The organism is Euzebya pacifica, from assembly GCF_003344865.1.
Lineage (GTDB): Bacteria > Actinomycetota > Nitriliruptoria > Euzebyales > Euzebyaceae > Euzebya > Euzebya pacifica.
This window is the reverse complement of sequence record NZ_CP031165.1, coordinates 4,747,560-4,773,497: the sequence shown is the minus strand read 5'-3', so window position 1 is coordinate 4,773,497 and position 25,938 is coordinate 4,747,560. Positions and strand designations below refer to the sequence as shown.

At 71.6% G+C, this 25,938-nt stretch carries 25 protein-coding genes; 17 read left to right on the top strand and 8 right to left on the bottom strand.

Annotated features, from left to right (window positions below; translation table 11 throughout):
- Positions 1-17 precede the first annotated feature (17 nt).
- Positions 18-626, bottom strand: coding sequence for a DUF4178 domain-containing protein (locus DVS28_RS28625; RefSeq protein WP_164710827.1), 609 nt, complete (start codon positions 624-626; stop codon positions 18-20).
- Between the two features lie 277 nt (positions 627-903).
- Here DVS28_RS28625 and DVS28_RS20515 point away from each other — a divergent pair, with 277 nt between their 5' ends.
- Positions 904-2,001 (top strand): serine hydrolase domain-containing protein, encoded by a 1,098-nt coding sequence (locus DVS28_RS20515; protein ID WP_164710826.1) that lies wholly within the window; start codon positions 904-906, stop codon positions 1,999-2,001.
- A gap of 69 nt (positions 2,002-2,070) precedes the next feature.
- Positions 2,071-2,844 carry an alpha/beta fold hydrolase gene (locus tag DVS28_RS20510; protein ID WP_114593127.1) on the top strand — a complete coding sequence of 258 codons (774 nt, stop codon included), beginning with the start codon at positions 2,071-2,073 and terminating at the stop codon, positions 2,842-2,844.
- Between the two features lie 27 nt (positions 2,845-2,871).
- Here the strand turns inward: DVS28_RS20510 and DVS28_RS20505 are convergent, their stop codons facing one another.
- The gene (locus DVS28_RS20505) at positions 2,872-3,177 is read right to left on the bottom strand and encodes a DUF4333 domain-containing protein (RefSeq protein WP_114593126.1); all 306 of its coding nucleotides are present in this window, start codon (positions 3,175-3,177) and stop codon (positions 2,872-2,874) included.
- A gap of 98 nt (positions 3,178-3,275) precedes the next feature.
- The gene (locus tag DVS28_RS20500) at positions 3,276-3,986 is read right to left on the bottom strand and encodes an IclR family transcriptional regulator (protein ID WP_164710825.1); all 711 of its coding nucleotides are present in this window, start codon (positions 3,984-3,986) and stop codon (positions 3,276-3,278) included.
- Positions 3,987-4,031: 45 nt separating this feature from the next.
- Here DVS28_RS20500 and hutH point away from each other — a divergent pair, with 45 nt between their 5' ends.
- From hutH to hutI, 6 genes are all read left to right on the top strand, one after another.
- Positions 4,032-5,588, top strand: a complete 1,557-nt coding sequence (gene hutH / locus DVS28_RS20490; RefSeq protein WP_114593125.1) for a histidine ammonia-lyase — start codon at positions 4,032-4,034, stop codon at positions 5,586-5,588.
- An 85-nt stretch (positions 5,589-5,673) separates the two neighbouring features.
- Complete coding sequence (gene hutU / locus DVS28_RS20485; protein ID WP_114593124.1) at positions 5,674-7,329, top strand: urocanate hydratase; 1,656 nt, start codon at positions 5,674-5,676, stop codon at positions 7,327-7,329.
- 3 nt (positions 7,330-7,332) lie between these two features.
- Positions 7,333-8,154 (top strand): phytanoyl-CoA dioxygenase family protein, encoded by an 822-nt coding sequence (locus DVS28_RS20480; RefSeq protein ID WP_114593123.1) that lies wholly within the window; start codon positions 7,333-7,335, stop codon positions 8,152-8,154.
- Complete coding sequence (locus tag DVS28_RS20475; protein WP_114594306.1) at positions 8,154-8,738, top strand: peptide deformylase; 585 nt, start codon at positions 8,154-8,156, stop codon at positions 8,736-8,738. The genes DVS28_RS20480 and DVS28_RS20475 overlap by 1 nt, the downstream gene beginning before the upstream one ends.
- On the top strand, positions 8,735-10,144 hold the full coding sequence (locus DVS28_RS20470) for a formimidoylglutamate deiminase (RefSeq protein WP_114593122.1): 1,410 nt from the start codon (positions 8,735-8,737) through the stop codon (positions 10,142-10,144). Before DVS28_RS20475 ends, DVS28_RS20470 begins: the two co-directional genes overlap by 4 nt.
- Positions 10,145-10,157: 13 nt before the next feature.
- Positions 10,158-11,399 (top strand): imidazolonepropionase, encoded by a 1,242-nt coding sequence (gene hutI / locus DVS28_RS20465; RefSeq protein ID WP_114593121.1) that lies wholly within the window; start codon positions 10,158-10,160, stop codon positions 11,397-11,399.
- A 144-nt stretch (positions 11,400-11,543) separates the two neighbouring features.
- On the opposite strand, the gene DVS28_RS20460 is transcribed toward hutI, so the two are convergent.
- Positions 11,544-11,885 carry a PRC-barrel domain-containing protein gene (locus DVS28_RS20460; RefSeq protein ID WP_114594305.1) on the bottom strand — a complete coding sequence of 114 codons (342 nt, stop codon included), beginning with the start codon at positions 11,883-11,885 and terminating at the stop codon, positions 11,544-11,546.
- A gap of 199 nt (positions 11,886-12,084) precedes the next feature.
- Here DVS28_RS20460 and DVS28_RS20455 point away from each other — a divergent pair, with 199 nt between their 5' ends.
- The 3 genes from DVS28_RS20455 to DVS28_RS20440 all read left to right on the top strand — a co-directional run bounded on the left by DVS28_RS20455 (position 12,085) and on the right by DVS28_RS20440 (position 15,790).
- Positions 12,085-12,891, top strand: a complete 807-nt coding sequence (locus DVS28_RS20455) for a nucleotidyltransferase domain-containing protein (protein WP_114593120.1) — start codon at positions 12,085-12,087, stop codon at positions 12,889-12,891.
- A 45-nt stretch (positions 12,892-12,936) separates the two neighbouring features.
- Positions 12,937-14,417, top strand: a protein-coding gene (locus tag DVS28_RS20445) for an IS3 family transposase (RefSeq protein WP_425461034.1) whose coding sequence is annotated in 2 segments (ribosomal slippage) — positions 12,937-13,348 and positions 13,348-14,417 — 1,482 coding nt in all. Because the reading frame shifts where the segments join, the coding sequence is not laid out codon by codon here.
- A gap of 50 nt (positions 14,418-14,467) precedes the next feature.
- A complete protein-coding gene (locus DVS28_RS20440) occupies positions 14,468-15,790 on the top strand; it encodes an HNH endonuclease signature motif containing protein (protein WP_114593118.1) in 1,323 nt (440 codons plus the stop codon).
- A 29-nt stretch (positions 15,791-15,819) separates the two neighbouring features.
- Here DVS28_RS20440 and DVS28_RS20435 read toward each other — a convergent pair whose 3' ends face one another.
- Together DVS28_RS20435 and DVS28_RS20430 are read right to left on the bottom strand one after the other, a co-directional pair.
- Positions 15,820-16,848, bottom strand: a complete 1,029-nt coding sequence (locus DVS28_RS20435; RefSeq protein WP_216826183.1) for an SRPBCC domain-containing protein — start codon at positions 16,846-16,848, stop codon at positions 15,820-15,822.
- Positions 16,849-16,911: 63 nt separating this feature from the next.
- Positions 16,912-17,562 carry a dihydrofolate reductase family protein gene (locus DVS28_RS20430; RefSeq protein ID WP_114593117.1) on the bottom strand — a complete coding sequence of 217 codons (651 nt, stop codon included), beginning with the start codon at positions 17,560-17,562 and terminating at the stop codon, positions 16,912-16,914.
- Positions 17,563-17,636: 74 nt separating this feature from the next.
- Between DVS28_RS20430 and DVS28_RS20425 the strand changes: the two genes are divergently transcribed.
- Complete coding sequence (locus DVS28_RS20425; RefSeq protein WP_114593116.1) at positions 17,637-18,149, top strand: winged helix-turn-helix transcriptional regulator; 513 nt, start codon at positions 17,637-17,639, stop codon at positions 18,147-18,149.
- 37 nt (positions 18,150-18,186) lie between these two features.
- Here the strand turns inward: DVS28_RS20425 and dapB are convergent, their stop codons facing one another.
- Positions 18,187-18,987, bottom strand: coding sequence for a 4-hydroxy-tetrahydrodipicolinate reductase (gene dapB / locus DVS28_RS20420; RefSeq protein ID WP_114593115.1), 801 nt, complete (start codon positions 18,985-18,987; stop codon positions 18,187-18,189).
- A gap of 82 nt (positions 18,988-19,069) precedes the next feature.
- Here dapB and DVS28_RS20415 point away from each other — a divergent pair, with 82 nt between their 5' ends.
- The 5 genes from DVS28_RS20415 (at position 19,070) to DVS28_RS20395 (ending at position 24,262) form a co-directional block, all read left to right on the top strand.
- Positions 19,070-20,134: an NAD(P)-binding domain-containing protein gene (locus tag DVS28_RS20415; RefSeq protein WP_114593114.1), complete on the top strand. Its 1,065-nt coding sequence runs from the start codon at positions 19,070-19,072 to the stop codon at positions 20,132-20,134.
- Between the two features lie 140 nt (positions 20,135-20,274).
- Entirely contained in the window at positions 20,275-20,577 is a 303-nt protein-coding gene (locus DVS28_RS20410; protein WP_114593113.1) for a zinc ribbon domain-containing protein, read from the top strand.
- 34 nt (positions 20,578-20,611) lie between these two features.
- Positions 20,612-22,690, top strand: coding sequence for a cell wall-binding repeat-containing protein (locus tag DVS28_RS20405; RefSeq protein WP_114593112.1), 2,079 nt, complete (start codon positions 20,612-20,614; stop codon positions 22,688-22,690).
- Positions 22,691-22,752: 62 nt separating this feature from the next.
- Positions 22,753-23,277 (top strand): hypothetical protein, encoded by a 525-nt coding sequence (locus DVS28_RS20400; protein WP_216826182.1) that lies wholly within the window; start codon positions 22,753-22,755, stop codon positions 23,275-23,277.
- Between the two features lie 37 nt (positions 23,278-23,314).
- Positions 23,315-24,262 (top strand): carbon-nitrogen hydrolase family protein, encoded by a 948-nt coding sequence (locus DVS28_RS20395; RefSeq protein ID WP_114593110.1) that lies wholly within the window; start codon positions 23,315-23,317, stop codon positions 24,260-24,262.
- Between the two features lie 7 nt (positions 24,263-24,269).
- On the opposite strand, the gene DVS28_RS20390 is transcribed toward DVS28_RS20395, so the two are convergent.
- Positions 24,270-25,847: a sialidase family protein gene (locus tag DVS28_RS20390; protein WP_114593109.1), complete on the bottom strand. Its 1,578-nt coding sequence runs from the start codon at positions 25,845-25,847 to the stop codon at positions 24,270-24,272.
- Between the last annotated feature and the right edge of the window lie 91 nt (positions 25,848-25,938).

Here is a 25,938-nt window from a genome sequence, read left to right as displayed (position 1 = left end):
GGGTCAGGTGGGCCGGGTCAGGTGGCCCGGGTCGACTTCGACACGTCGCGGCCGGCGGCGACCTCCCAGCCGGACCACTCGCCGTGGTCGACCGTCGGCGTCGACCCGCAGTGCGAGCACCGGTTCAGCTGGTCCAGCACCAGCGGCGCGCCGCAGTTGGGGCACGACCCGGCCGACACGGTCCGGCGGCCGGTGCCCTTGTCGCCGAACCGTTCGAAGGACACCCGCTGCCCGTCGGGACCGGTGAAGTCGACGTAGTCGATCGAGCCGTGATCGGGCAGGTCCACCGACCCGCCGGTGCGGAACCGGGCTGTCCCGTCCTCGGACCGCTTGTAGGAGTGGCCCTTGAACGACACCGACCGGTCACCGGGTCCACCGTTGACGCCGAGGGGCGGCACCGTCTCCCACAGCGTGGCCAGGGTCTCGTCGAAGTTCTCCACCGACACCCAGAACCGCTTGCCGTCGGCGCCGACGATCAGGTGCTCGACCCAGGTGTCGCCGTCCTCGTCGAACAGCACCGTCCCCTGGATGTGACCGCGCCGGCCGTCGACCTCGACCGACGACCCCACGGGTGCGTTGGCGAAGTCCTCCAGGACCTTCACCCTCTTGTTGCCGAAGATCCCCACGGTCCGTTCCTCCCTCGTCGTGCTGTGGCGTCGGCCGGCAGCGTAGACCGCCCCGGCGTCCCGCCCCTCCTCCCGACGGATTTTGACCCACATCCGCAAGGTTCGGCGTGGGGCCGGGTACCGATCCGTCAGCGGCGAACCGTGTCCCGACACCAAGCGGGGCTCGCCCGGGTCGTGTTCCGCCAGCCGGTGGGTCAAGATCCGCCGGGGGAGGGGTGGGTGGCAGGTGTCGGGCCCGACAGGGGGAGGGGGACCGGCTGGCGTAGGGTCCGGCCCTGTGCGCCCTCGCCCCGTCCTTGCCGCCGTCCTGTTCATGACCGTCTGCGTTGCCCTCGTGGCGTGTGGCACGGCAGGGGAGGAGGCGGCGGGGGATACGCGCGACGGGTCGCCGACCGTTGCCGAGTCCGCGGTGGCCGGCATCGATCCCGACGGGCCGGGCTGTGTGGTCGGGGCTCGCACCCCCGACGGTCAGCAGCTCGCCACGGCCGGCCTGGCCGACGTCGAGGACGGCGCAGCGATCACCGAGGACACGATCTTCGACATCGCCTCGGTGTCCAAGCAGATGACCGCCGGGGCGATCGCGCTGCTCGTCGTCGACGGCGACCTCTCCCTCGACGACCCGATCGACGAGCTGCTGGACCTGCCGCTGGACACCACCGACGTCACGGTCGGCGACCTGCTGCACCACACGTCGGGCCTGCCCGACTACACCGGGTTGCTGGATGCCGGGGACGACGAGGTGACCACCAACGACGACGCCGTCACCTCCCTGGAGGATCAGGAGCTGGCCTTCGACCCCGGCACCGACTTCGAGTACTCCAACACCAACTACCAGCTGCTCGGACAGGTCGTGGACGTGGTCACCGGCGAGGACCTGGTCACCTTCTCCACCCAGGAGCTGTTCGGCCCGCTCGGCATGGACGACACCGTGGTCCGCGACGACCAGGGCGACCTGCTGCCCGGTCAGGCCCAGGGGTACGAGGCCGCCGGGGACGGTTGGACCGCCGTCGGCACGTCGTGGCAGCAGACCGGCGACGGCGCGGTCCACTCCACGGTCCCGGACCTGCTGCGGTGGGCCGAGCTGTTCCTCGACGACCCGACCGAGGAGGGGCTGGGATCGGCGGCATGGCTGGAGGTCATGACCACGCCCGGCCCGGTGCTCGACGGCGGGGTCGGGTACGGCGGGGGACTCGCCATCGACGAGGTCGACGACGGCCTGCTGCTGTCCCACGCCGGTTCGTGGGTCGGCGTCGCGTCCTCGCTGCAGATGCTCCCCGACGCCGGACTCGCCGTTGCGGTCCTCTGCAACGGCGACGACATCGACGCCGACGGCATGGCCAGCGAGTTGCTCGACACCCTGGCCGCGGAGGCCTGACGGCTAGACCCGCAACCGACGTTGGTTCACCGGGCGTGCACCCCGTGTTGATGTGCAAGGCTGCTCGCCATGCCGTTCACGACCACGCCGTCAGGGATCCGCATCGACCACGAGGTGGTGGGTGAGGGCGACGACCTCGTCCTCGTCCACGGCATCACCGAGTCCAAGCAGACGTGGGACCCCGTCCTGCCGCACCTCGCCGAGGGTCACCGGCTGATCCTCCTCGACCTGCGAGGGCACGGGCAGTCCGACGTCGCCGACGTGCACGACCTCGAGTCCATGGCCGCCGACGTCAAGGCCGTGCTCGACGAGGTGGGCGCGGAGAACCCGGTGGTCGTGGGCCACTCCCTCGGCGGCATGGTGGTCTCGGTCCTGGCCGCCATCACCCCGGTCCGTGCTGTCGTCAACGTCGACCAGCCGCTGGCGCTCGCCGGGTTCAAGGACGCCCTCACCCCGCTGGAGCCCATGCTGCGCGGAGACGCCTTCGCGCAGGTCATGGCCGGGATGTTCGACGGCTACGCCGGCCCCCTGCCGGAGGAGGAGAAGGCCCGCGTCGGTGCGCTGCGCACCCCTGTCCAGCAGGTCGTCCTCGACATCTGGAGCCCGGTGTTCGACCAGACCGTGGAGGAGCTGGATGCCCTCGTCCGCGACATGCTCGACGGGCTCGAGGCACCGTACCTGGCCCTGCACGGCGACGACCCGGGCCCCGAGTACCGGGCCTGGCTGACCGACGTGATCCCCCAGGCAGAGCTGGAGGTGTGGGACGGCATGGCCCACTACCCCCACCTGATGGAACCCGCCCGGTTCGCCGAGCGGGTCCGCAGCTTCGTCAACGACAGCTGACGTCCCCTCGACGCCAGCCGGATCCGGTCAGTTGATCGTGACGTTGATGTCGCCGGCCTCGGCGTCGACGACGGTCACGACCGCCGGCAGCTCGGTGCCGTCGCTGGCGATGGCAACGCACTCGTAGGTGTCGCCGTCCTCGGCGTCGGAGAAGTCGACGTCCGAACAGTCGGCCTCCCACGGGGACCCCTCGGGCAGCTGCTCGTCACCGATGGCAACGATGCCCTCGACGACCTTGTCGCTGTCGATGCCACCGCCGATGGACGCCTCGAAGGAGCAGGCGGTCAGCAGAAGCGTGCAGGCCAGCGCGGTCAGCAGAAGAACGTGACGCACGACGCGTCCCTTCGTGTAGGTGCCAGCCCGACGGACCAGCAGAAGCCGGAGAAGGTACTGCCGGTCCTGTGGAGGGACAAGCGGTCGCGACCGCGGGTTCAGTCGCCCTGGTTGCCCAATGGGTCGGCGCCGATCAGCTCGCCCAGGGCCGCCGCCCCCTCGACCACCGCCGTGCGGGCCGCGTCCAGCGCCTCGCCGTGCATCCGGAACGTCGGCCCGAGCACGCTGATCGCGGCCACGACCTGCCCGTGGGCATCGCGAACGGCCGCGCTGATGCCGGTCACGCCCTCCTCCACGGTGTCGCTGCCGACCGCCGCCTCGCCGGCGGGCAGCGCGCCGGCTAGCGCCTGTCCGACCGCCGTCCCGGTCCGTGGCACGTCGCGGCCGCGCCAGCCGGCCACGCGCAGGGTCATCGTGCCCTCGGCCGCCGCCAGGTAGATCGCCGTGTCGTCGTCGTGGGCGACCGCGAGGTAGCAGGTCTCGCGGGTCCCGGCGGCCACCCGGTCGAGGATGGGCTGGGCCAGCCGGGGCAGGGGATGGCCGCCGACCACCCGATGGGCCAGCCGAACCATGCGCGGACCGGCGACGTAGCCCGAGGCCGTCCGCGCCACCAGCCCGGCGGCCTCAAGCGACGCCAGCTGGCGGGTCGCCGTCGACGGGGCCAGGCCGACGGCATCCGACAGCTGGGTCAGCGTCAGCCCGCCCTCACCGGCCACGCCGATCCCCTCCACGACCGCCACCAGCAGGGTGAGGACACGGTCGGAGGAGCGGGCGGTCTGCCGGCTGCTGGTCTCGGGAGTGCTCGACACGATGGGCCTCTTGACATTCCGTTTGATGGAAGTAGATTCCGTCCTATGGAAGCATCTGTGGTCGTTGGACGCAACGGGGTTGCTCCCCAGGACGTGGTCGACGTCGCCCGTCGGGGCGCACGCGTCGTGCTGGGCGATGACGCCCGCGAGGCGCTGGAGCGGGGTGCCGAGGTCGTCGCGGGCCTGCTCGACAAGCCCGAACCCGTCTACGGCGTCTCCACCGGGTTCGGCGCGCTGGCCGACACCGTCATCCCGGTCGAACGCTCCGCCGAGCTGCAGCAGGCCCTGGTCCGCTCCCACGCCGCGGGCATGGGGCCGGAGCTGGAGCAGGAGGTCATCCGCGCGATGATGATGCTCCGCGCCCGCTCGCTGGCCATGGGCTACAGCGGTGCTCGTCCACACGTCGCCGAGCGGATCTGCGAGGTGCTCAACGCCGGCATCGTCCCCGTCGTCCGCGAGCACGGCTCGGTCGGCGCGTCCGGTGACCTGGCACCCCTCGCCGCCGCCGCCCTGACCCTCACCGGCGAGGGCATCGTCGACACCCCGACCGGTCGCAAGCCGGCGGCCGAGGCGCTCGCCGACGCGGGCCTCGAACCGCTCCACCTGACCGCCAAGGAGGGGCTGGCGCTGATCAACGGCACCGACGGCATGCTCGGCATGCTGGTCATGGCGCTGCAGGACCTCCGCGACCTCTACCTGATCGCCGACGTCGCCGCCGCCATGACCGTCGAGGCGCTGCTCGGCACCGACCAGGCCTACGCCGCGGACCTGGTCGCCATGCGTCCACAGCCCGGCCAGCAGGCCTCGGCCGCCAACCTCCGCAACCTGCTCGCCGGCTCGCCGACCGTGGCCAGCCACCGCCACGGCGACACCCGTGTGCAGGACGCCTACTCGCTGCGCTGCACCCCGCAGGTCCACGGTGCCGGCCGCGACGTCATCGGCTTCGCCGCCACCGTTGCCGACAACGAGCTCCAGAGCTTCATCGACAACCCTGTCGTCCTCAATGACGGCCGGGTCGCGTCGTGCGGCAACTTCCACGGTGCGCCCGTGGCCTACGCCGCCGACCTGCTGCGCATCCCGGTGGCCGACCTGTCGGCCCTGTCGGAGCGTCGGACCGACCGGCTGCTGGACCCGGCCCGCTCCCACGGGCTGCCGCCGTTCCTCACCACCGACGCCGGCGTGAACTCCGGGCTGATGATCGCGCAGTACACCCAGGCCGCGATGGTCACCACCAACCGTCGGCTGGCCGCCCCCGCCAGCGTCGACACCCTGTCGACCTCCGCCGGGCAGGAGGACCACGTCTCCATGGGCTGGGGGGCCTGCCGGGCCCTCCGCGAGGTCGTCGCCAACCTGCGGCGCATCCTCGCCGTCGAGGTCCTCGCCGCCACCCACGCCCAGGTCCTCCGCGGGCAGGGCCTGCCGCCCAGCGGTGAGCCCCTCCGCCCGGGTGCAGCCACCGGGGCGGTCGCCGAGGTCGTGCTGGAGGCGGCGGGCGGACCCGGTCCCGACGAACACCTCGAGCCCCGCCTCGCCGCCGTCGAACGGCTGCTGGAGACCGGTGCGGTGCTGACCGCCGCCCGTGCCCACGCCGACCTGACCTGACGCCCGGGCCGCCCGACACACACGCCAACACCGCCACCCGACACCGCCACCCGACACCGAGACCCGACAGCGAGAGGACACCATCATGAGCGGCCCCCGTCCCGTCCGTGCCGCCCGCGGCACCGAGCTGACCGCCCGGTCCTGGCAGACCGAGGCACCCCTCCGGATGCTGATGAACAACCTCGATCCCGAGGTGGCCGAGGAGCCCGACAAGCTCGTCGTCTACGGCGGCACCGGCCGCGCCGCCCGGTCGTGGGAGGCCTTTGACGGCATCGTCGCCGCCCTCACCGACCTGGCCGACGACGAAACGCTGCTGGTGCAGTCGGGCAAGCCCGTCGGGGTCATCCGCACCAACCCGTGGGCCCCCCGCGTGCTGATCGCCAACTCCAACCTCGTCCCCGACTGGGCGAACTGGGAGGAGTTCCGCCGGCTCGAGGCCGAGGGCCTGACCATGTACGGCCAGATGACCGCGGGGTCGTGGATCTACATCGGCACCCAGGGGATCCTGCAGGGCACCTACGAGTGCTTCGCCGAGATCGCCCGCCGCCGCTTCGACGGCAGCCTGGCCGGCACCATCACCCTCACCGCCGGCCTCGGTGGCATGGGTGGCGCCCAGCCGCTGGCGGTCACCATGAACGACGGCGTGGCCCTGTGCATCGAGGTCGTCCCGTGGCGGGCCGAGCGGCGGGTCGAGCACCGTTATCTCGACGTCGTCGCCGACGACATCGACGACGCCATCGCCAGGTGCATCGATGCACGTGACGCCAAGCAGCCGCTCAGCGTCGGGCTGATCGGCAACGCCGCCGAGCTGGTCCCGCAGCTGCTCGACCGTGGCTTCCCCGCCGACATCGTCACCGACCAGACCTCGGCCCACGACCCCCTCAGCTACGTGCCCGTCGACGTCAGCCCCGAAGCCGCCGCGAAGATGGCCGCCGAGCAGCCCGAGGAGATGACCCGCCGGGCCCGCGAGTCCATGGCCGCCCACTGCCGCGCCATGGTCGGGTTCGCCGACGCCGGTGCGGAGGTCTTCGACTACGGCAACAGCCTTCGTGCCGAGGCCCAGCTCGGCGGGTTCGACCGCGCCTTCGACTACCCCGGCTTCGTGCCCGCCTACGTCCGGCCGCTGTTCTGCGAGGGCAAGGGCCCCTTCCGCTGGGTGGCCCTGTCGGGCGACCCGGCCGACATCGCCGTCACCGACCAGGCGGTCCTGGAGACCTTCCCCGACGACGAACCCCTCCACCGCTGGATCAAGAAAGCCTCCGAGCAGGTTGCCTTCCAGGGGCTGCCCGCCCGGATCTGCTGGCTGGGCTACGGCGAGCGGGCCAAGCTCGGCAAGGTCTTCAACGACCTCGTCCGCGACGGCAAGGTGTCCGCGCCGATCGTCATCGGCCGTGATCACCTGGACTCCGGCTCCGTCGCCTCGCCCTACCGCGAGACCGAGGGGATGATCGACGGGTCCGACGCCATCGCCGACTGGCCGCTGCTGAACGCCCTGTCGACCACGGCGTCCGGGGCGACGTGGGTCAGCATCCACCACGGCGGTGGGGTCGGCATCGGCCGGTCCATCCACGCCGGCATGGTCTGCCTGGCCGACGGCACCGAGCTCGCCGAGCAGAAGCTGGAGCGGGTGCTGACCACCGACCCGGGCCTGGGCGTGATGCGCCACGCCGACGCCGGCTACGACATCGCCAAGGACGTCGCCCGCGAGCGCGGCGTCAAGATCCCGCTGCTGGAGGGTTGAGCAATGACCGCTGCTGACTCGTTCACCGTCGATCCCGCGACCGTGGAGGCGTACCAGCGCGATGGCGTGGTCGTCGTCCGCGGGGCCTTCTCGGCCGAGGACGTCGAGCTGGCCCGCCGGGCCGTCGACGCCAACCTCGCCGACCTCTCACCGAAGGCCAAGCGGGCCTCGGCCGAGGACGACGGCGCCTTCATCGAGGACTTCTGCAGCTGGCAGCGAATCCCCGAGATCGAACGGTTCGTCCACGAGTCGCCGGCCGCCGGGATCGCCGCCCAGCTGATGGGCAGCCAGACGGTGCGGCTGTACCACGACCACATGCTGACCAAGGAGCCCGGCACCAGGCAGCGCACGCCGTGGCACCAGGACCAGCCCTACTACAACGTCGAGGGCACCCAGAACACCTCGATGTGGTTCCCCGTCGACCCGGTCGACCGCGAGTCGACGCTGGAGTTCGTGGCCGGCTCCCACACGGGCGAGTGGTACATGCCGCGGACGTTCCAGGACGCGCAGGCCAAGTGGTTCCCCGAGGGGACCCTGTCGGACCTGCCAGACATCGAGGGCGAACCCGACCGCTGGCCGGTCGTCGGCTGGGCGCTGGAGCCCGGTGACGCCGTCTTCTTCAACATGCTCACCCTGCATGCCGCCGGCGGGTCGACCCGTCGCCGTCGGGTCATCTCCATCCGCATGCTCGGCGACGACATGGTGCACGCGCCACGGCAGTGGACGACCTCACCGCCCTTCGACGGCTTGGTCGACGAGCTGCCCGCCGGGGTGCCGATGGACCATCCGCTCTTCCCGGTCCTGTGGCCACGGACGGCGGGCTGATGGCCGTCCGTCCCCTCGTTCACGTCGGCGACCCGGTCCTGCGCACGCCCACCACGCCCATCGCGGCCGACGAGCTCGGTTCGGCGGAGGTGCAGGGGCTGATCGACGACCTGATCGACACCATGCACGACGCCGGCGGGGCCGGGATCGCCGCGACCCAGATCGGGTCGTCGTTGCGGGTCGCGATCGCCGAGGTCGGCCCGCACACCAGGGCGCGGTACCCCTACAAACCGCTGATCCCCCTCACCGTGCTCGTCAACCCGACCCTCGAACCCCTGGAGGAGGAGGGGACCGAACCGATCATCGAGGGCTGCCTGTCGGTGCCGGTGATCCGTGGCGAGCTGCCCCGGTGGACGGCCGTGCGGGTGCGCTGGCTGGACCGTGACGGCGGCGAGCACGACGAGGTGCTGCGCGGGGTGACCGCCGGGACCTTCCAGCACGAGGTCGACCACCTCGACGGCATGGTCTTCCTCGACCGCGTCGCCGACTCGCGCTCGTTCACGACGTGGGAGAACTACGACCGGTTCCACCGCGAGGCATTCGAGGCACGCATCAGCGACTACGTGGCGCGGGTCGGCTCGTGAGCCCTGCCGGTCCCGGCTGGTTCGCCTGCGACCACGCGCTGGTCGGCGCGCCCGCCGACGGCGTGGTGGCCGACCGGGTGGTGCTCTCGGTGGAGGACGGGCGGCTGGCCGTCGTCGAAGCGGACAGCGAACGGTTCGACGAGGTCGCCGCGACCGGCACCCACCTGCGGGGGGTGACCCTGCCGGGGCTGGTCAACGCCCACTCCCACGCCTTCCATCGTGCGCTGCGCGGCCGGACCCACGGGACAGGTGGGGCCCGGGGCGAGCCGGGATCGTTCTGGACCTGGCGGGAGGTCATGTACGGGGTGGCCGGCCGGCTTGAGCCCGACAGCTACCACGCCCTGGCCCGTGGGGTGTTCGGCGAGATGGCGCTGGCCGGCATCACCGCCGTCGGGGAGTTCCACTACCTCCACCACGACGTCGACGGCCGTCCCCACGCCGACGCCAACGCCATGGGTGAGGCGCTGCTGGCGGCCGCCGCCGATGCAGGCATCCGCATCACCCTGCTGGACACCCTGTACCTGACCGCCGGGGTGGGCGACACGCTGGAGCGGCCCGGCCTGGCGCCGGTGCAGCAGCGGTTCTCCGACGGCTCGGTGCCGTCGTGGTTGTCCCGCCTGGCCGACCTGTCGTCCCGCGTGGACGGGGTCGGTGCACGGGTCGGTGCGGCGCTGCATTCGGTCCGGGCGGTGCCGGCGGCGGTGGCCGGTGAGGCCGTCGCCGGGGTGGCCGAGGTGCTGGACGACGGCTCGGTGCTGCACGCCCATGTGTCGGAGCAGCCCGCCGAGGTGGCGGCCTGCGTCGAGGCCCACGGGGTGTCGCCGGTCGTGCTGCTGGACCGGGCCGGGGCGCTGGCCCAGCGGTTCACGGCCGTGCACGGGGTGTGGCTGGACGAGGGGGACATCGGGCTGCTCGGGTCGACCGGGTCGACGGTCTGCGCCTGCCCGACGACCGAGCGGGACCTGGCCGACGGCGTCGTCCCGGCGATGGCGTTGCGGGACGCCGGTGCGGACCTCGCGCTGGGCTCGGACCAGCACGTCGTCATCGACCTGCTGGAGGAGGCACGGGCGGTCGAGGCCGACCTCCGCCTGGTCACCCAGCAACGAGGCCTGCTCTCCCCGGCGTCGCTGATCGCGGCGGCGACGACCGGCGGGGCCCGATCGCTCGGCTGGGCCGACGCCGGCCGCATCGAGGCCGGGGCGTTGGCCGACCTCTGCGTCGTGGGCCTGGACTCGGTGCGTCTTGCCGGGGTGCCGCGTCGTGACGTGCTGGCGGGGATCGTGCACGCCGGGACCGCCGCCGACATCACCCACACCATCGTGGGCGGCCGGGTCGTCGTCGCCGACGGCCAGCACACCGGGTTCGACGTGGCCGAGGCGCTGCGGACGTCCCTCTCTCCTTCCTGATCGGAGCATCCTCGTGACCACCACCGCCTTCACCGACATCGCCTGGCTGACCACCCACGACCCCGCCCACGCCCTGCCCGCCGGCGTCGACGCGGCGGCGTCCGGGGTGGGCCGGCACGGCGCCGAGGTCAGCCGGGGCCTCGCCGACGCCTGGCTGGTCGTCGACTCGGGCCGTGTCGCCGCCGTCGGGACGGGGTCGACCCCGCCGACAGACCAGCGGGTGTCGCTGGGCGGCCGGTCGGTGCTGCCGGGCTTCGTCGACAGCCACACCCACATGGTCTTCGCCGGTGACCGGTCGGCGGAGTTCACCGCCCGCATGGCCGGCCAGCCCTACGCCGCCGGCGGCATCGCCACCACGATCGGCGCGACCAGGTCCGCGATGGACGAAGATCTGCGGGCCGCGTTGGCCGGCCGGGTGGCCGAGGCCCGCGCGGCGGGGATCACGACGCTGGAGATCAAGTCGGGCTACGCGGCCACGCCGGAGGGCGAGTCGCGCCTGCTGCGGCTGGCCCGCGAGGTCACCCCGCACACCACCTACCTGGGCGCCCACGTCGTGCCGCCCGAGCACGCCGCGGACCCGGCGGGCTACGTGTCGCTCGTGACCGGGGAGATGCTGGACGCCTGCGCACCCCTCTCCGGATCGGTGGACGTGTTCTGCGAGGAGGGGGCCTTCGACGCCGACCAGTCGCGGGAGGTGTTGCGGGCAGGGATGGCGAAGGGGTTGGCCGGCCGGGTGCACGCCAACCAGCTGGGGGAGGGGCCGGGGGTGCGGCTGGCCGTCGAGCTCGGCTGCGCGTCGGCCGACCACTGCACCTACCTGGCCGGCGAGGACGTCGAGGCGCTCGCCGGGGCGTCGACCGTGGCCACGTTGTTGCCGGCGACGGACTTCTCGACCCGCCAGGCCTATCCCGACGGGCGCCGGCTGGTCGACGCCGGTGCGACCGTGGCGCTGGCCACGAACTGCAACCCGGGGTCGAGCTACACCACGTCGATGTCGTTCGTCATCGCCCTGGCCGTGCGGGACTGCCACCTGACCCTGCCCGAGGCGGTGTGGTCGGCCACCGCCGGCGGCGCCCGCTCGCTGGGCGTGGACGACGTCGGCCACCTTCGGGTGGGCGCGCGGGCGGACATGGTCGTCCTCGACGCCCCGTCCCCCGACCACCTCGCCTACCGCCCCGGCGTCCCCCTGATCGCGGCGACCGTGGTGGGTGGCGACGTCGTGGCCGGCGACGTGGGGGCGGGGCCGCTCGGCTGACCCGGTGGTCATCGGCGCGATCGGGGCCTGAACCACCCATTGGTGCGTTTCGGCACGATCCGCTCCTCCTGGAGGGCTTCCCGGAAGACACGGAAAGGGCCCGAGCACGAATGCCCGGGCCACTTCCTCGAGTTCAGCTGGCGCCTACCGGATGTAGAACGCGCGCAGGGTGTCGCCGAACTGCGGGTCGGCGAAGTTCGGCCAGTTGTCCTTGTCGAAGCCGGGAGCCTTCTCGAGCTGCTCCTTGCTGGCGTCGAGGATGAACGCGTGGTGCTCGGGGTCCACGGTGAGGGCCTCGAACGGGACGGCGAACAGCTTGTCGCCCATCCCGAGGAAGCCGCCGTAGGACACCACGGCGTAGGACACCGATCCGTCGGCGAGGTCGATCATCAGGTCCTTGACCTTGCCGAGGTCCTCACCCTGGGTGTTGCGGATGTCGTTGCCATCGATGCTGGTGGCGCTTAGTACGGCTGGTGCAGTGTTCATGTGTTCCTCCGATGTGTCGGTGGGTCGTGCTCGTTCGTCACCCATTGACCTTCCCGACTCCACGGTTGGGAAACAGCACGCCGGCGTCGCACGGGGACACAGGTGACGTTCTCCACGGCCCCGACTGGCGCGATCGGGGCCTGCGTCGTCCAGGCGCGAGGTTCGGCACGATCCGCCCGAGGAGGGACACACTCGGGCCGTGCACGATCCAGAGGAGGGACTCGACGCCGACGGCCTGGTGGTCACCGGTGCTCGAGCGGACCGCATCCCCGCCGCGTACCGCCCGCTTGTCGAGGCATGTGTCGACCGGCTGATGGGCGATCCGTCTCTGAGGGTGTCGTCGCTGTACCTGTACGGGTCCGTGGCAACCGGCCGCGCGGTGCCCGGCCGCTCCGACCTCGACCTGATCGTCGTACACGAGGGTGCGCCGACCCCGAGCTTGACCGACGTCGTGCGACCCCTGGCCGATGACCGGTTGGTCCGCGAGATCGGCGTGTCCACGATGTCGCGGGAGGTGGTGGTGGCCGATGACGAACGCGGTCGAATCGAGCGGTGCTTCCTGACGGCCTACGCGGTCCACCTGGCAGGCGAGGCGGTGCCGCCGACTAGGTGCCGGGGCGACCGTGCGCTCGTCCGCGGGTTCGCCGGTGACCTCCTCGAGCGGCTGCCACGGCTGGCCGCCGGTCGACTCGATGGCGCCGATCCAACCGTCGTGGCTCGCCGTCTGCTGATGACGACCGCCATGCACCTGACGGTCGAGCGAGGGGAGTGGTCGACTGACCGTGCGCGAGCGGTCGAGCTCCTGCGCCTCGAATCGACCGAGTCGGCGCCCTCCGTCGTCAAGGCGGCCGCCACGCTGTTCGACTGCGTGGACTCCCGAGGGAGGAGGTTCGGTGCGACGCCCTCGCAGACCGCCTTGGTGGAACTGGCCGGGTGGCTGGCGGAGTCCTGGCGGGAAGCAGAGGGTGCGACCGGTTCCTCACCCCTTTGTGCCTACGGGGGGTGAGACAGGTTGGGGTGCAGGATCTGAGCGATCAGATCGGAGTGCCTGATGAGCAATGCTGATGCGTCCAGTCCGGTTCGTACCGCCACCAGTCCGCCGGTGGCGTTGGTGCCCCGGGGCAAGCTTGTCGCTCCTCGCGGCCCCAACGGGCAGCGTCGACCGCGTCGCGGGTTCACCGCGGACTACAAGTTGGCGATACTGGCGGAGTACGACCGCTGTTCCGAGCATGGTGAGAAGGGCGCCCTGATGCGCCGCGAGGGCCTGTACTCCTCGTTGATCACCGACTGGCGGCGCCAACACCGGGAAGGATCGCTCGTGGCCACACCAGGACGATCCGAGGGCGGCCGGGGCGGCCCGTCCCGCTCGGAGCTGGAACGGCTCCGCCAGGAGAACGAGCGGCTGCGGACCAAGCTGGCCAAGGCCCAGGCCGTGATCGAGGTCCAGGGAAAAGTTCACGCGCTCTTGGAAGAGATCTCCAGGAGCGCGGAGCCCGGGACCGAGTGACCGCCATCCAGGACGACGCCATCGCCGAGCTCGCCCCGCTGATCGGCACCGCCCGGGCCTGCCGGGCCGTGGGCCGCTCACGCGCGTCGTGGTACCGCACCCACCACCCCCGACCCAAACCGCCACCCCGACCACGGCAACGGCCGGCACGCGCGCTCACCGACGCCGAACGGGCCGAGGTGATCGGGCTGCTGACCTCCCAGCGGTTCTGTGACCTGCCGCCCGCCCAGGTGTGGGCGCGGCTGCTGGACGAGGACAGCGACTACCTCTGCTCGATCTCCACCATGTACCGGCTGCTCCGCGAGCAACGGATGGTTCGTGAGCGTCGCCGGCAGGCCAGCCATCCCGCCCACGTCAAGCCCGAGCTGGTAGCCACCGCCCCCAACCAGGTGTGGTCCTGGGACATCACCAAGCTGCGTGGCCCGTGGAAGTGGACCTGGTATCAGCTCTACGTCGTCATCGATGTCTACTCCCGCTACGCCGTCGGCTGGACCGTGGCCACCCGCGAATCGGCCGCGCTGGCCCGCGACCTGCTCGACGCCTGCACCAAAGCCGAGCACATCGGCCGCGACCAGCTGACCATCCACGCCGACCGCGGCACCTCCATGACCAGCCGGACCGTCGCCCAGCTCCTGGCCGACCTCGGCGTCACCCGCTCCCACAGCCGACCCCACGTCTCCAACGACAACCCCTACTCCGAAGCCCAGTTCAAGACCCTCAAGTACGCCCCCACCTTCCCCGGCCGTTTCACCGACCTCGGCCACGCCCGCCGGTTCACCGACGACTTCCTCACCTACTACAACACCATCCACCGGCACTCCGGCATCGGCCTGCACACCCCCGCCGACGTCCACACCGGACGCCACCACCACATCCGAAAGGCCCGGCAACGCGTCCTCGACGACGCCTACGCCCAACACCCCGAACGCTTCCGCTCCCGACCCCACGCACCCACCATCCCAGCAACCAGCTGGATCAACCCACCCACACCAGAAACCAACTCAGACCTGTCTCACCCGGCCTGACACGTTCCGTCACCGACGTGAGTGTCACACCCTCGGGGTTCAATACGGGTATGACGGATCAGGTGTTGGAGGTGGGTGTGGAGGGGGTGGTCGGGTTGCCCGAGGGGGTGTTTCCCGACGACGTCCACACGCCCGGGCCGCACCCGGCCGGTCCCGACGCCATCCCTGCTGGTCGGTCCGGCGTGTCGGCGGTGGAGCGGCTGGTCGGGCTGCTGGCGGAGACCGACCGGATCATCGCGGAGACCATCGGGCTGATCCGTCACCACCGCCACCACGCCCGCGGCCGGACCGCGACCGGCGGCCTGCGACTGGACGGCTTCCTGGCCCTGGCGGCCGGGCGGACCGGTACCGACATCCGCCGGCTGATGCGGACCGAACGGACCCTCACCCGCATGCCCGCCGTCGACGCGGCGTTCGCCGAGGGGCAGCTGTCGTGGTCACAGACCCAGGGGATCGTCGCGGCCACCCGTGACCTGACCGCCGCACAGACCACCGAGCTCGACGACGACCTCGCCGGACCGCTGGCCACCATGCCAACAGGCGCCGACCCCGATGCCATCGTGGCCACCGCCCGCGACTGGGCCACCAACATCCTCCACGACACCAACGCCGAGCGGTACGACCCGGCCGACCGGGCGTTCTTCCGCATCCAGCCCGACCTGCTCGGCGGTGCCCACTTCTCCGGCTACGACCGCCTCGAGTCAGTCCTCACCATCCGCGAGGCCGCCGAGGCTGCCGCCGACCGGCCCACGATCCCCGAGGCGGTCCGGGCCGATGCCGACGGCCAGGCCGTCCCCGCCGAGCTGCAGCCCACCACCACCCGGCAGGCCCAGCTCGCCGAAGGCCTCCGTCGCGCCGCCGCCACCTACCTCGCCGGCACCAGCCCCGACGCAACCGTGCCGCGTCCGGCCCGACCCAGCGTGTCGGTCGTCATCGACACCACCGCACCCCACGGCCCCATCGGCCGGCTGCTCGCCCGCTGGCACGGCGGCCCCATCCCCCTCACCCGGCTGACCACCCAACGGATCCTGTGCGACCCGGCCCTGTCGACCGTGGTCGTCGACGACACCAGACCCGGGGCCATCAGCGACCACACCGGCCCCATCACCAGCCGCCACTACCGCACCCTTCGCGCCGTCGACCGCGGCTGCCGCATGCCCGGCTGCAGCGCCCCTGCCCAGCACACCGACGCCCACCACCTCGTGCCCCGCGAACTGGGCGGGCCAACGTGCACCGACAACCTGGCCCTGTTCTGCAGGTCCTGCCACACCACCATCCACGACCACGACATCCACGCAGTCATGGACCGACATACCAGGGCCGTCACCATCACCCTCACCGACGGCCGCACCTTCACCTCCACACCCACCTGACCACACCAACCGCACCGAGCGGTCGGTGCTCAGTGTCGCGGCGTTGGTTCCGCGAGCCAGTCGGCGAGGTTCGCCAGCGATGAGGAGAGCCCGGCGGAATGGTCCTCGGGAGAGACTCCCGCCGGGACGTTCGTCGCGATGACCTCGACGCGAGTCCCTCCACCCACGGGCGCGAGCGTCCAGGTCATCGTCATCGTGCCGTGGAAGGCCGGATCGTCGGACTCGAAGTCGACCGCATGCACGATCCGCCGGTCACGGACGATGTCGACGATGCGCGCCTCCACGACGTCGGTGCCGTCACCGGCCTTGCCCGAGCCGACTGGGTCGTCGGGCAGGAGCACGAGGCGGTAGCTGCCGCCCGGCCGGATGTCGGCGTGTTCGAAGCGGCCGCTCATCCCCTCCGGCGGCAGCCATTGCGCGAGGGCGGTCGGATCGACGAGTGCGTCGAAGACCTGGCGGGCCGAGGCGTCGATGATGCGCGACTCGCGGTCGACCCGTGCGGAGGGACCGGGCGGGTCGAAGTCCCAGCGGGTCGAGCGGCCGGCGAGCGACTCATCGGTGGCGACGGCGTGCACGGTGCGCGGTTCGATGCGGAAGACCTCGTAGGGCGGCGGGCCGGCGGTGGGTGCGCCGTACGGGGCAGTCAGCGCGCGGGCGTCGCCGTCAACGGCAACGTCCCACCCGTATGCGGCTCGGTACGCGTCGACGACGGCCGCGAGCCGATCGGCGTCGACGACCCGCCGTGGCGTGCCGGTCCACACGATGTCGAGTCCCTCCGTCCCCAGCGCGATAGAGGTGGAACCGTGACCGGCCAGGTGACGCGTCTTGACCGCGGTCGAGGACGACGACACGTGGATCGCTTGGTCGACGACGACAGCGAACACCGGACGTGTGTGCGGCTGTCCATCGACATCCATCGTCGTCAGCCAGAACGTTCCGCCAGCGTGCAGCCGATCGACGAGTTCGGCCCAGTCGATCGTCGCTCCCGGATCGTTCGGTTGCGCCTCCCCGCCGTCGAACTGTCGTGTGAGGTTCGTCGCTGACATCGGTGCGGGCATCGTTTCGTCCTTCCTTCTCCGGCCGGTCAACCAGCCACGAACGGGCCGTGCGGTTGCGGTGGGTCAGCTGTCGCGCCGCCACAGGATGTGGTGGGTGACGCCGCTCGCGCTCGGCACGGACTCGTGGTGGAAGCGGTCGTCGAACTCCGAGGGGTCGTCCCAGAAGCGGACGCCGGCGCCGAGGGTGATGGGGGCGACGACGATGTGCATCTCGTCGACCACGTCGGCGTCGACGAACGAGCGGATCGTCGTGGGGCCGCCGCCGACCCTGACGTCGAGTCCGTTCGCTGCCGCAGCAGCGCGTCCGACGGCGTCGGCTGGGCTGGCCTCGAGGAAGTGGAACGTGGTGTCGGCGAGCGCGAAGGACGGACGCTCGTGGTGGGTGAGCACGAACACCGGGGTGTGGAACGGTGGCGTGTCGCCCCACCACCCGAGCCATCCGTGATCGGGCCACGGGCCGCGTTGGGGGCCGAACTTGTTGCGTCCCATGATCTCCGCGCCGATCCCGTGGCTGAAGTCGCGGATGAAGTAGTCGTCGAGGCCGCGAGACCCGCCAGCATCGGTTCGTCCCGGCCAGCTCTTCGTCGCCAGGCCCCACCGCATCAGCTCAGCGGGGTCGGCGTGTCCGAACGGCCGCTCGAGCGACTGGCCCTCACCGGTCGCGTACCCATCAGCCGACACGGTGAAGTTCTGCACCCTGACTCGCTGCTGCATCGTGGTTCCCTCCCTTGGACCAAACCGCTTGCGGTTCGCAATCGGATACGGATGACTCTAGCTAGACTGGTTGCATGACGCCACCAGCCAGCTCGATCCACCTCGATGTCCCACAGGGAAGGTCGGGCTGCCCGATCAACATGACGATGGAGCTGCTCGGAGATCGGTGGAGCTTCATCGTGCTGCGTGACGTGATGTTCGGAGGCCGGACTGGATTCCGCGAGCTCGTCAACCACTCCCTCGAGGGGATCGCCACCAACGTCCTCGCCTCACGGCTGGCCAAGCTCACCGACGCCGGGTTGCTCACTCGTGAACCCCGTCCCGGGCATCGACAGAAGGTCGACTACTTCCTCACCGAGGCAGCGATCCAGCTGGTGCCCCTGATCGTCGAGCTCGGCGACTGGGGTTCGCGCTGGCTCCCGACCACCCCAGAGCTCGCGGTGCGAGCCCGTCTGCTCGCCGACGGCGGCCCGGAGGTGCGGGACCGGTTCATGGACGAGCTCCGGTCGATCCACCTCCGCCGCGAGCCCAGGCCCGATGACGGGGTCCTCGCCGAGCTCGACGCGGCCTACCGCGCGGCGTCCTGATCGCCCGGGCAGTCGGGCTGCAGGAGGACGCCGACGCTCAGCCGAGGAGCAGCGTGTCCAGGCCGCGGATCAGCCCGACGACGTCGCCGACGCGGCGAACCGCCAGCAGGGTGCCTGCCACGTACGGGGCTGCCGACGACCCGGCGTCGTGCCTGATGGTCAGGCGCTCGTCGGGCAGGGCGAACACGACCTCCGTCGACACGCTGAAGCTGGGCAGCCGCAACGAGTGCACCTGGGTCCCCGACACCGACGCACCGCGGGCCTCGGCCATGCCCCCGGTCTCGGCGATCGGTCGCGCGAGCTCCGTCGGTCGCACCGCGTCCAGGCGTTCGGCCAGCTCGCGGGCCGTCCCGCTCGGGGCGTCGGCCTTCGTCGCCGACGCGTAGTCGATCACCTCGCGCTGCGGCAGGTGCGCGGCAGCCAGCAACGCCGCAGCCTGCATCATCGCCGCGGTGATGGAGAAGTTCCCGGCCGCGATCACACCGACCCCGGCAGCCCGGGCGGCCTCATCGATCTCGGTGAACGCCTCCGCGGTCAACCCCGACGAACCGACCACGACACCGACGCCCGCACCGACCGCTGCACGGACGTGGTTGCCCACGACCTCGTGGGACGTGTAGTCGACCAGCACGTCCACCCCGACCCGCAACGACTCCTCCACGGTGGCGTGAACCGGCACGCCGTTGGAGCCGACGCTCCAGACGTCACCGAGGTCCTGCCCGGCCGCCGTGCGGCTCGTTGCGGCCACGAGGTCGAGGTCGTCGGCGGCGAGGACGGCCTCGGCCACCGCCCGCCCCGTCCACCCGGTCGCTCCGGCCACGGCAACGCGCATAGTCATCTTCGTGTTGTACCCCAACAGGAATGCCCGCGGGCCTCCCATGGTTAAGAAGTATGAATCACAACCAATGAGAGGATGCGTGATGGACGTCGACGTCGTGGTGATCGGCGCTGGGCAGGCTGGCTTGTCGGCCGGATACTTCCTGGCCCACCGTGGGTTCAGGCCGCACACCGACTTCGTGGTCCTCGACGGCAACGACGGGCCCGGTGGCGCGTGGCGGCACCGCTGGCCGTCGCTGACCCTCGGTGGCGCCCACGGCATCCACCCGCTGCCCGGCCTCGACCTCGACTCCGCGCCGACGGACTCGACCAGGCCTTCCAGCGAGGTCGTGTCCGAGTACTTCGCAAGGTACGAGGACACCTTCGACCTCCCCATCATCCGCCCGGCAGCAGTGCACACAGTCAACGAGGCCGGCGACGGGCGCCTGCTGGTGGACACCGACAAGGGGACGTGGCGAACCCGGGGGCTGATCAACGCCACCGGCACCTGGACCCGTCCGTTCTGGCCGAGGTACCCGGGGATGGCGGACTTCGCCGGCCGGCAGCTCCACACCGCCGACTTCCGGTCCGCGCAGGACTTCGCCGGCCAGCACGTGGTCGTCGTCGGCGGTGGCCACTCGGCGGTGCAGCACCTGCTGGAGATCGCCGAGGTCACCTCCACCACGTGGGTGACCCGGCGGCCACCGGCCTGGCGGTCGGGTCCGTTCGACCAGCAGGCCGGCCGCGACGCGGTCCAGCGGATCGCCGACCGGGTCGCCGTCGGTGCCCGTCCCGAGTCCGTCGTCAGCGTCACCGGCCTGGCCCTGACCCCAGCGGTGGAGGCGGCCCGGGCAAGCGGCGTCCTCCAGCGGCAGCCGGTGTTCGACCGGCTCACCGCCGACGGGGTGGCATGGGACGACGGCCGGGAGGTGAAGGCCGACGTGATCCTCTGGGCGACCGGTTTCCGCCATGCGCTGGACCACCTCGCCCCGCTGCACCTCCGCAACGACCGCGGCGGCATCACGATGGACGGTACGCAGGTGGCTGGGGATCCGCGGATCCACCTCCTCGGCTACGGCCCATCGGCCAGCACCATCGGCGCCACTCGTGCGGCTCGAGTCGCCGTCCGGGACCTCCGCCAGCGGTTGGGCCACCGCCAGCCCGCCTGAGGAGTGCGCGCGACCAACCGGCCCGTCCACTTCTGACAGAACCCTTGCGGGCGGTCCGCGCGGCAATGCTCGCGGACGTCGGGGTGGTTCTCCCGTGCATCCGATTCGCTGCCCTGGACCGCACGAGAGGAACGCCCGTCATGATCGTCTTCGGCTGGAGGACCCGCTTCGCAATCCTGTGGGAAGGCATGTTCGCCTGCCCCTACGAACGCCAGCACCGCCAGGCCCGGCTTCGCGAGGCCCGCCGCTGGTTCACCCTCTTCTGGATCCCCGTCATTCCCCTGGCCCGGCTCGGCCGTGCCGTCGAGTGCAGCGGCTGTGGCCTGTCGTTCAAGGAGCAGGTGCTGGCCCACGCGACCTCGGCACCGCAGGCACAGACCCTCCAGCTCGCTCCCACCGCACCCCTCGTGCAGACCGCCTCGCCCGCCGTGGCAGGGCGTTAGCCGCCGGTTAGCGCCCCTGCCTACCGTCACGGAGATGCACGTGATCACCCGCCGCCACTTCGTCGCGATCGTCCCAGCACTGCTGGCGCTTGCGCTGCTGCTCCCGGCCGCGCCGGCCCGCGCCGCACACCCCGGCCCCAACGGCCCGATCGCCTACCAGAAGGCCGACGGCACGATCCGCGTCCTCTCCCTCGACGGCAGCCAGGCCACCATCTTCAACCCCATCGTGGGCGTCACCGCCCTGCTGGAGAACCCGTCGGTCTCCCCCGACGGCACCCGGGTCGCCTTCGTCTTCGCAGGCCCCGCCAACACCGAGATCTGGACCTATCACCTCGGCAGCGGCCAGTACACCCAGCTGACCGCTGTCGACGAGCTCGGCCTGGCCTCCTCCCCCTCGTGGGAACCCGACGGTTCGGCCATCGTCTTCACCGGCATCGACACCCGCGACCAGCTGATCAAGCTCTGGTCGGTCACCCCGGACGGCCAGACCCGTCCGACCCCGATCGGCGGGCCGCCCAACGGCACGCTCGAGGTCGCCGTCTCCCCGCGCGGTGATGTCATCGCCACCTGGGACGAGATCGGCGACCGCATCGAGCTGTACGTCCGCGCGACCGGCGAGCAGGTCACCCTCTTCACCACCGGTGACGGCGGCATCGTCGGTGGTCAGTCCCCACAGGCCGAGACCGCCAACGGCCAGCCGTTCCAGAACGCCCTCAACTTCTCGTGGGCTCCCGACGGCAGCAGCGTGCTGTTCGACTGCAACGGCGGACAGGTCTGCGAGATCCGCACCGACGGGACCGGCCTGCGCATCGTCACCGACGGCATCCCCAACACCGGGCAGGCGTTCTTCCACGGCAGCTACACCCCTGCCGGTGACGAGATCGTCTACGCCGCCTTCCCGCCGTCCAACCCCAACAACCCGCAGGTGCCCCGCCTGTTCGTCGTGCCCGCGTCCGCCGGACGGCTGGCCGATGGCAGCAACGAGACGCAGGTCACCGTCGACGACGGACAGTTCACCGCCGACTCACAGCCAGATGTCGGGGTGGCCTTCGGGACCCCCCCGACCGGGGGGACACTTCCCCCGACCCCGCTGCCAGGAGGGGGCGGCAGCGGGGGAGGGGGCAGCACCAGCGCCTTCGACGACGACCCCGCCGTCACGCCGTCCATCGGCACCAACGACCCCACGACGACGGCGCTGGACATCTCCGCCGTCCGGTTCGGCCAAGCGGGCTCCGCCGACGTGGCGGTCCTGTCCCGCAACGACCGTTTCCCCGACTCCCTTGCCGGGACCGCCCTGACCGGCGATGGCCCGCTCCTCCTCACCTCCAGCGCCCAGCTGGACCCCGCGGTCGGCCAGGAGCTGACCCGCGCCCTTCCCGACGGGTCGACCGTGTACCTGCTGGGCGGCGTCAACGCCCTCTCGGTGGCCGTCGAGCAGGCCGTCCGTGACCTGGGCCTGACGCCGGTGCGCCTCGCCGGCCCCGACCGCATCGCCACGGCCCTCGCCGTCGCCGACGAAGTGCAGCGGCGGTATCCGGGTCGCGCACCGCTCGCACTGGTCGCCCGGGCTGGCGGTCCGGCGGACAACCCGACTGCCGGGTGGGCCGACTCGGTCTCCGCTGGCGGCCTCGCCGCCCGCAACCGCACGCCGATTCTCCTGACGGACTCCGCGGCCCTCGACCCCCGGGTGGAGGCCTGGCTGACCGACAACGGCATCGCCAGCACGGCGCTGCTCGGCGGTTCCGTCGCACTGTCCGACGCCGTCCTGGCCGGTGTGCCCGGCGGCATCAGGGTGGCCGGCCCCGACCGCACCGCCACCGCAGCCGCGGTCGTGCGCGACCTGTGGCAGACCCCGACCGACGGACCTCGTCGCTACGTCCTCGTCAACGGCTTCGTCGACAACGGCTGGGCATTCGGGCTGGCGAGCGCCGGCATCGGTGCCGACCACGACGCCCCCACGCTGCTGGTCGGCGACCAGGTCTCGGCGTCGACGGCCGAGCTGCTCGGCCAGTGCGGCAACCCGGAGGTCCAGACCGTGGCCATCGGCGACACGAGCGTCATCGGATCCGCGGTGCACAGCACGGTGAACACCCTCGACGGCCAGGCCTGCTGACCCGTCCACCGGGTCGCCGACCCCGTACCATCCCTCGGGTGAACGGCGGACCGGCCCGGATGGTGGGCAGTATCCTCGTCGCTGCGGTCCTGACCACGGCGTGCGGTGGCGCCAGCGACCCCGGCGCCCCGACGGTGGCCGCCAGCGACGCGACCGACAGTCCGTTCGTCCTGACCGACCAGACCAACGAGCTGTACGAGGGGTTCATCGACTGCGACCCGCTGCCCGACGGCGTCGACGAGGCCCCGCCGGCGGAGATGGTCCTGCCCGACGGCATGGTCATCACCGACCTGACGGAGGTCGGCCCGCTGATCAGCGCCACCGGGTTCGTCGACGCCACCCCGATCGACCTCCGCGATGCCTTCGTCGAGCGCGACGACGTCGAGGTCGTCCATCTCGAGGACGAGGGGTTCGAGGCCGAGATCCTCATCGACGGCGGCAGCACCCGGACCTACATCAAGGCGTCCATCCGGTGCCGGACGGGAAGCGTCGTGCAGGTCCTCCTCGGCCCCGACGACGAGGCGCAGGCCCTCCCGGTTCCCGGACAGGCAGCCGGCGGCACCACCCCGCAACCACCAACCGACTGACCCGTCCAGCCCGACCCCCCGGCAGTATCCTCCGTCGATGCGCATCGCAGCGGCACAGACCAGGCCCGCGTGGGGGGACTCGGCCCGCACGACCACGATCGTCACCGACTGGATCCAGCGGGCCGCCACGACCGGGGTGGACCTGCTCGCGTTCGGCGAGACGTTCCTGTCGGGCTATCCGTTCTGGGTCAGCCCCACCGACGGCGGCCGATTCGACGACCCCGACCAGGCAGCCGCCTACGCCTACTACCTCGACGCCGCCGTCGAGCTCGACGGCCCCGAGGTGGACGCCGTCGCCGAGTGCGTCGCCGACACCGGCGTCTTCACCTACCTGGGCATCACCGAACGGGGCGGCGGCTCGGGACGTGGGACGGTGTGGTGCACCCTGCTGGCCATCTCGCCCCGGGACGGCGTCGTCAGCGCCCACCGCAAGCTCCGACCGACGTTCGAGGAGCGGCTGGTCTGGGGTGCCGGCGACGGCAACGGCCTGCGCGTGCACGACACCGGCCACGGCATCCGGGTCGGCGGGCTGAACTGCTGGGAGAACTGGATGCCGCAGGCTCGCCACGCGTTGTACGCCGCGGGCGAGGACCTGCACGTCTCGGTCTGGCCCGGCGGCGAGCACAACACCCACGACATCCCCCGCTTCCTCGCCAAGGAGGGACGGGTCGTGTCGCTGGCCGCCTCGGCGGTCCTCGAGCTCGACGACATCCCCGACGACTTCCCCCTGCTGGACCGGCTCGACCCCGACGACGTGTCGTTCGACGGGGGCAGCGCGATCGCCGGCCCCGATGGTCGCTGGCTGGCCGAGCCGTTGGTGGGCCGCGAGGGGTTCGTCGTCGCCGACATCGACCCGGCGACCATCCGGGCCGCACGGCACACCTTCGATGCGACCGGCCACTACAGCCGGCCCGACGTCTTCTCCGTCACCGTCGACCGTCGCCGCCAGGCGGCTGCCACGTTCCTCGACGACCCCCGCCGCTGAGCTTCCCTCACTCCGCGGGGGTGAACCCCAGCTCGTCCAGGTGGGTCTGCAGCAGCGCCTCGTAGCGGGCGTCGCCCAGCACGTCCCGGGCCTCGAAGCCGATGTGCTCGGCAGCCGGCAGGACCGCACCCAGCAGCGGCGACTGCCCACCCTCCGCCGGGGTGAACTGGTGGCAGGTCTCCTCGCACAGGTCGAAGTCGGCGACGGCGATCATGCCCTTGCCGCGGTCGGTGACGTTGTTGCTGGCCGTGCCCGCGATGCAGGCAGCGTTGTCGCAGCCGTCGGAGAACGCCGCCACCGGGGTGCCGTCCGGGGCGACGACGACGTCGATGAAGTCCACCAGGAACAAGCACCGCGAGTTGCAGGAGGTGCCGCGCTGGATCGGGTCGTCGCCGGTCGTGTTGACGATGTCGAACGTGGGTGCCTGCCCGGGGATCGCCGTGTCGGTCACCGCGATGTAGGCGCCCCACGACACGTCTTTGGCGGCCACGTCGGTGTCGTAGCCGTTGGGCAGGTCACGGGTACCGGCGAAGGCGATGGCAACACGGCCGGCGTCACCAGCGACCAGGGCCGGCAGCTCGGCGTGCACCCCGGTGGAGGTGACGCGCACCGGATCGGTGAAGGTGACGGCCTTGTCGGTGGACAGGGAGTACCAGAGGTGGTTGTCGGTGTCGATCCAGGTGACGTGCAGGACACCCGCGGCGTCCAGGTCGATCGCCGGGTCGGAGAACGGGATGTCCATGTCGGTGATCTCGCGCTCGGTCCAGGTCAGGCCCGAGTCGTCGGAGACGTAGATGCTGGCCTGGTTGCCACCGTTGGGGGAGGGCAGGTAGATCGTGCCGTCGGACCCCGCGGCGAGGTGGCCGGTCTGAGTGCCGGCACCGGTCAGCGACGGGTTGGGGTAGGCCGGGTAGCCGGCGCCCCAGGTCAGGCCGCCGTCCAGGGAGCGGGCACACATCTCGGCGTAGACGGAGTTGACGCACTGGATCAGCACGTTGGGGTAGTCACCCAGCATCACGGTGCCGGGGGTGGGCGGCGCGGCGACCATCGTCTGGTGGTCCCACGCACCCGAGGGGCCACAACCCACCGGCGGGGTCGTCCACGTCTCGCCACCGTCGTCGGAGAAGCTGAGGATCGAGCACAGCAGGATCGGGCTCATGTGGAAGCTGAAGATCCGACCGGTCGAGGGGTCGACGTAGGCGTACGGGTCGTTGGTCTCCGGGGGGTTGGAGTACCCGGCGATCGTCGGCTGCACGTCGGTCCACCCGCCGGACGTGAACGCCGAGTCCAGCGACTCGGCCTTCGCCACCCCGGCGCGCCAGCCAACCGCCACACCACGGCCGGGGGTCGTCGCCATGTACAGGCCACCCTCCGGAGTCACACCCATGGTGGGCTCGAAGTTGTTGTGGCCGATCTGTGTCCAGCGCCCGGTGACGTCACAGGCGGAGGAGGCGTTGGCCGCGGAGTCGTAGGACTCGCAGGCGGGATCGACTGGGTCGGCGCTGACCGACTGGGTGGCGACCAGCAAGGACAGCAGCAGGCCGAGGACGAGCAGGGCGGACACGGACGCGCGGGTGGTGTTCATCTGGCCGGGGTGTTCGCCGTCGACCCGCTCGATTCCTCCTTCACGAGTCCGACGATTGCGCCCACGTTGCAGAACTGCTGCACGACACGAG

Bases quoted from the DNA above. Each gene is read 5' to 3' on its own strand.
- DVS28_RS20460 (WP_114594305.1), bottom strand. From the start codon at position 11,885: ATGAACACTGCACCAGCCGTACTAAGCGCCACCAGCATCGATGGCAAC.
- DVS28_RS20480 (WP_114593123.1), top strand. From the start codon at position 7,333: ATGACCGCTGCTGACTCGTTCACCGTCGATCCCGCGACCGTGGAGGCG.
- hutH (WP_114593125.1), top strand. From the start codon at position 4,032: ATGGAAGCATCTGTGGTCGTTGGACGCAACGGGGTTGCTCCCCAGGAC.
- hutU (WP_114593124.1), top strand. From the start codon at position 5,674: ATGAGCGGCCCCCGTCCCGTCCGTGCCGCCCGCGGCACCGAGCTGACC.
- DVS28_RS20440 (WP_114593118.1), top strand. From the start codon at position 14,468: ATGACGGATCAGGTGTTGGAGGTGGGTGTGGAGGGGGTGGTCGGGTTG.
- DVS28_RS20405 (WP_114593112.1), top strand. From the start codon at position 20,612: ATGCACGTGATCACCCGCCGCCACTTCGTCGCGATCGTCCCAGCACTG.
- DVS28_RS20430 (WP_114593117.1), bottom strand. From the start codon at position 17,562: ATGCAGCAGCGAGTCAGGGTGCAGAACTTCACCGTGTCGGCTGATGGG.
- DVS28_RS20425 (WP_114593116.1), top strand. From the start codon at position 17,637: ATGACGCCACCAGCCAGCTCGATCCACCTCGATGTCCCACAGGGAAGG.
- DVS28_RS20410 (WP_114593113.1), top strand. From the start codon at position 20,275: ATGATCGTCTTCGGCTGGAGGACCCGCTTCGCAATCCTGTGGGAAGGC.
- dapB (WP_114593115.1), bottom strand. From the start codon at position 18,987: ATGACTATGCGCGTTGCCGTGGCCGGAGCGACCGGGTGGACGGGGCGG.
- DVS28_RS20435 (WP_216826183.1), bottom strand. From the start codon at position 16,848: ATGCCCGCACCGATGTCAGCGACGAACCTCACACGACAGTTCGACGGC.
- DVS28_RS20510 (WP_114593127.1), top strand. From the start codon at position 2,071: ATGCCGTTCACGACCACGCCGTCAGGGATCCGCATCGACCACGAGGTG.
- DVS28_RS20415 (WP_114593114.1), top strand. From the start codon at position 19,070: ATGGACGTCGACGTCGTGGTGATCGGCGCTGGGCAGGCTGGCTTGTCG.
- DVS28_RS20475 (WP_114594306.1), top strand. From the start codon at position 8,154: ATGGCCGTCCGTCCCCTCGTTCACGTCGGCGACCCGGTCCTGCGCACG.
- DVS28_RS20395 (WP_114593110.1), top strand. From the start codon at position 23,315: ATGCGCATCGCAGCGGCACAGACCAGGCCCGCGTGGGGGGACTCGGCC.
- DVS28_RS20390 (WP_114593109.1), bottom strand. From the start codon at position 25,847: ATGAACACCACCCGCGCGTCCGTGTCCGCCCTGCTCGTCCTCGGCCTG.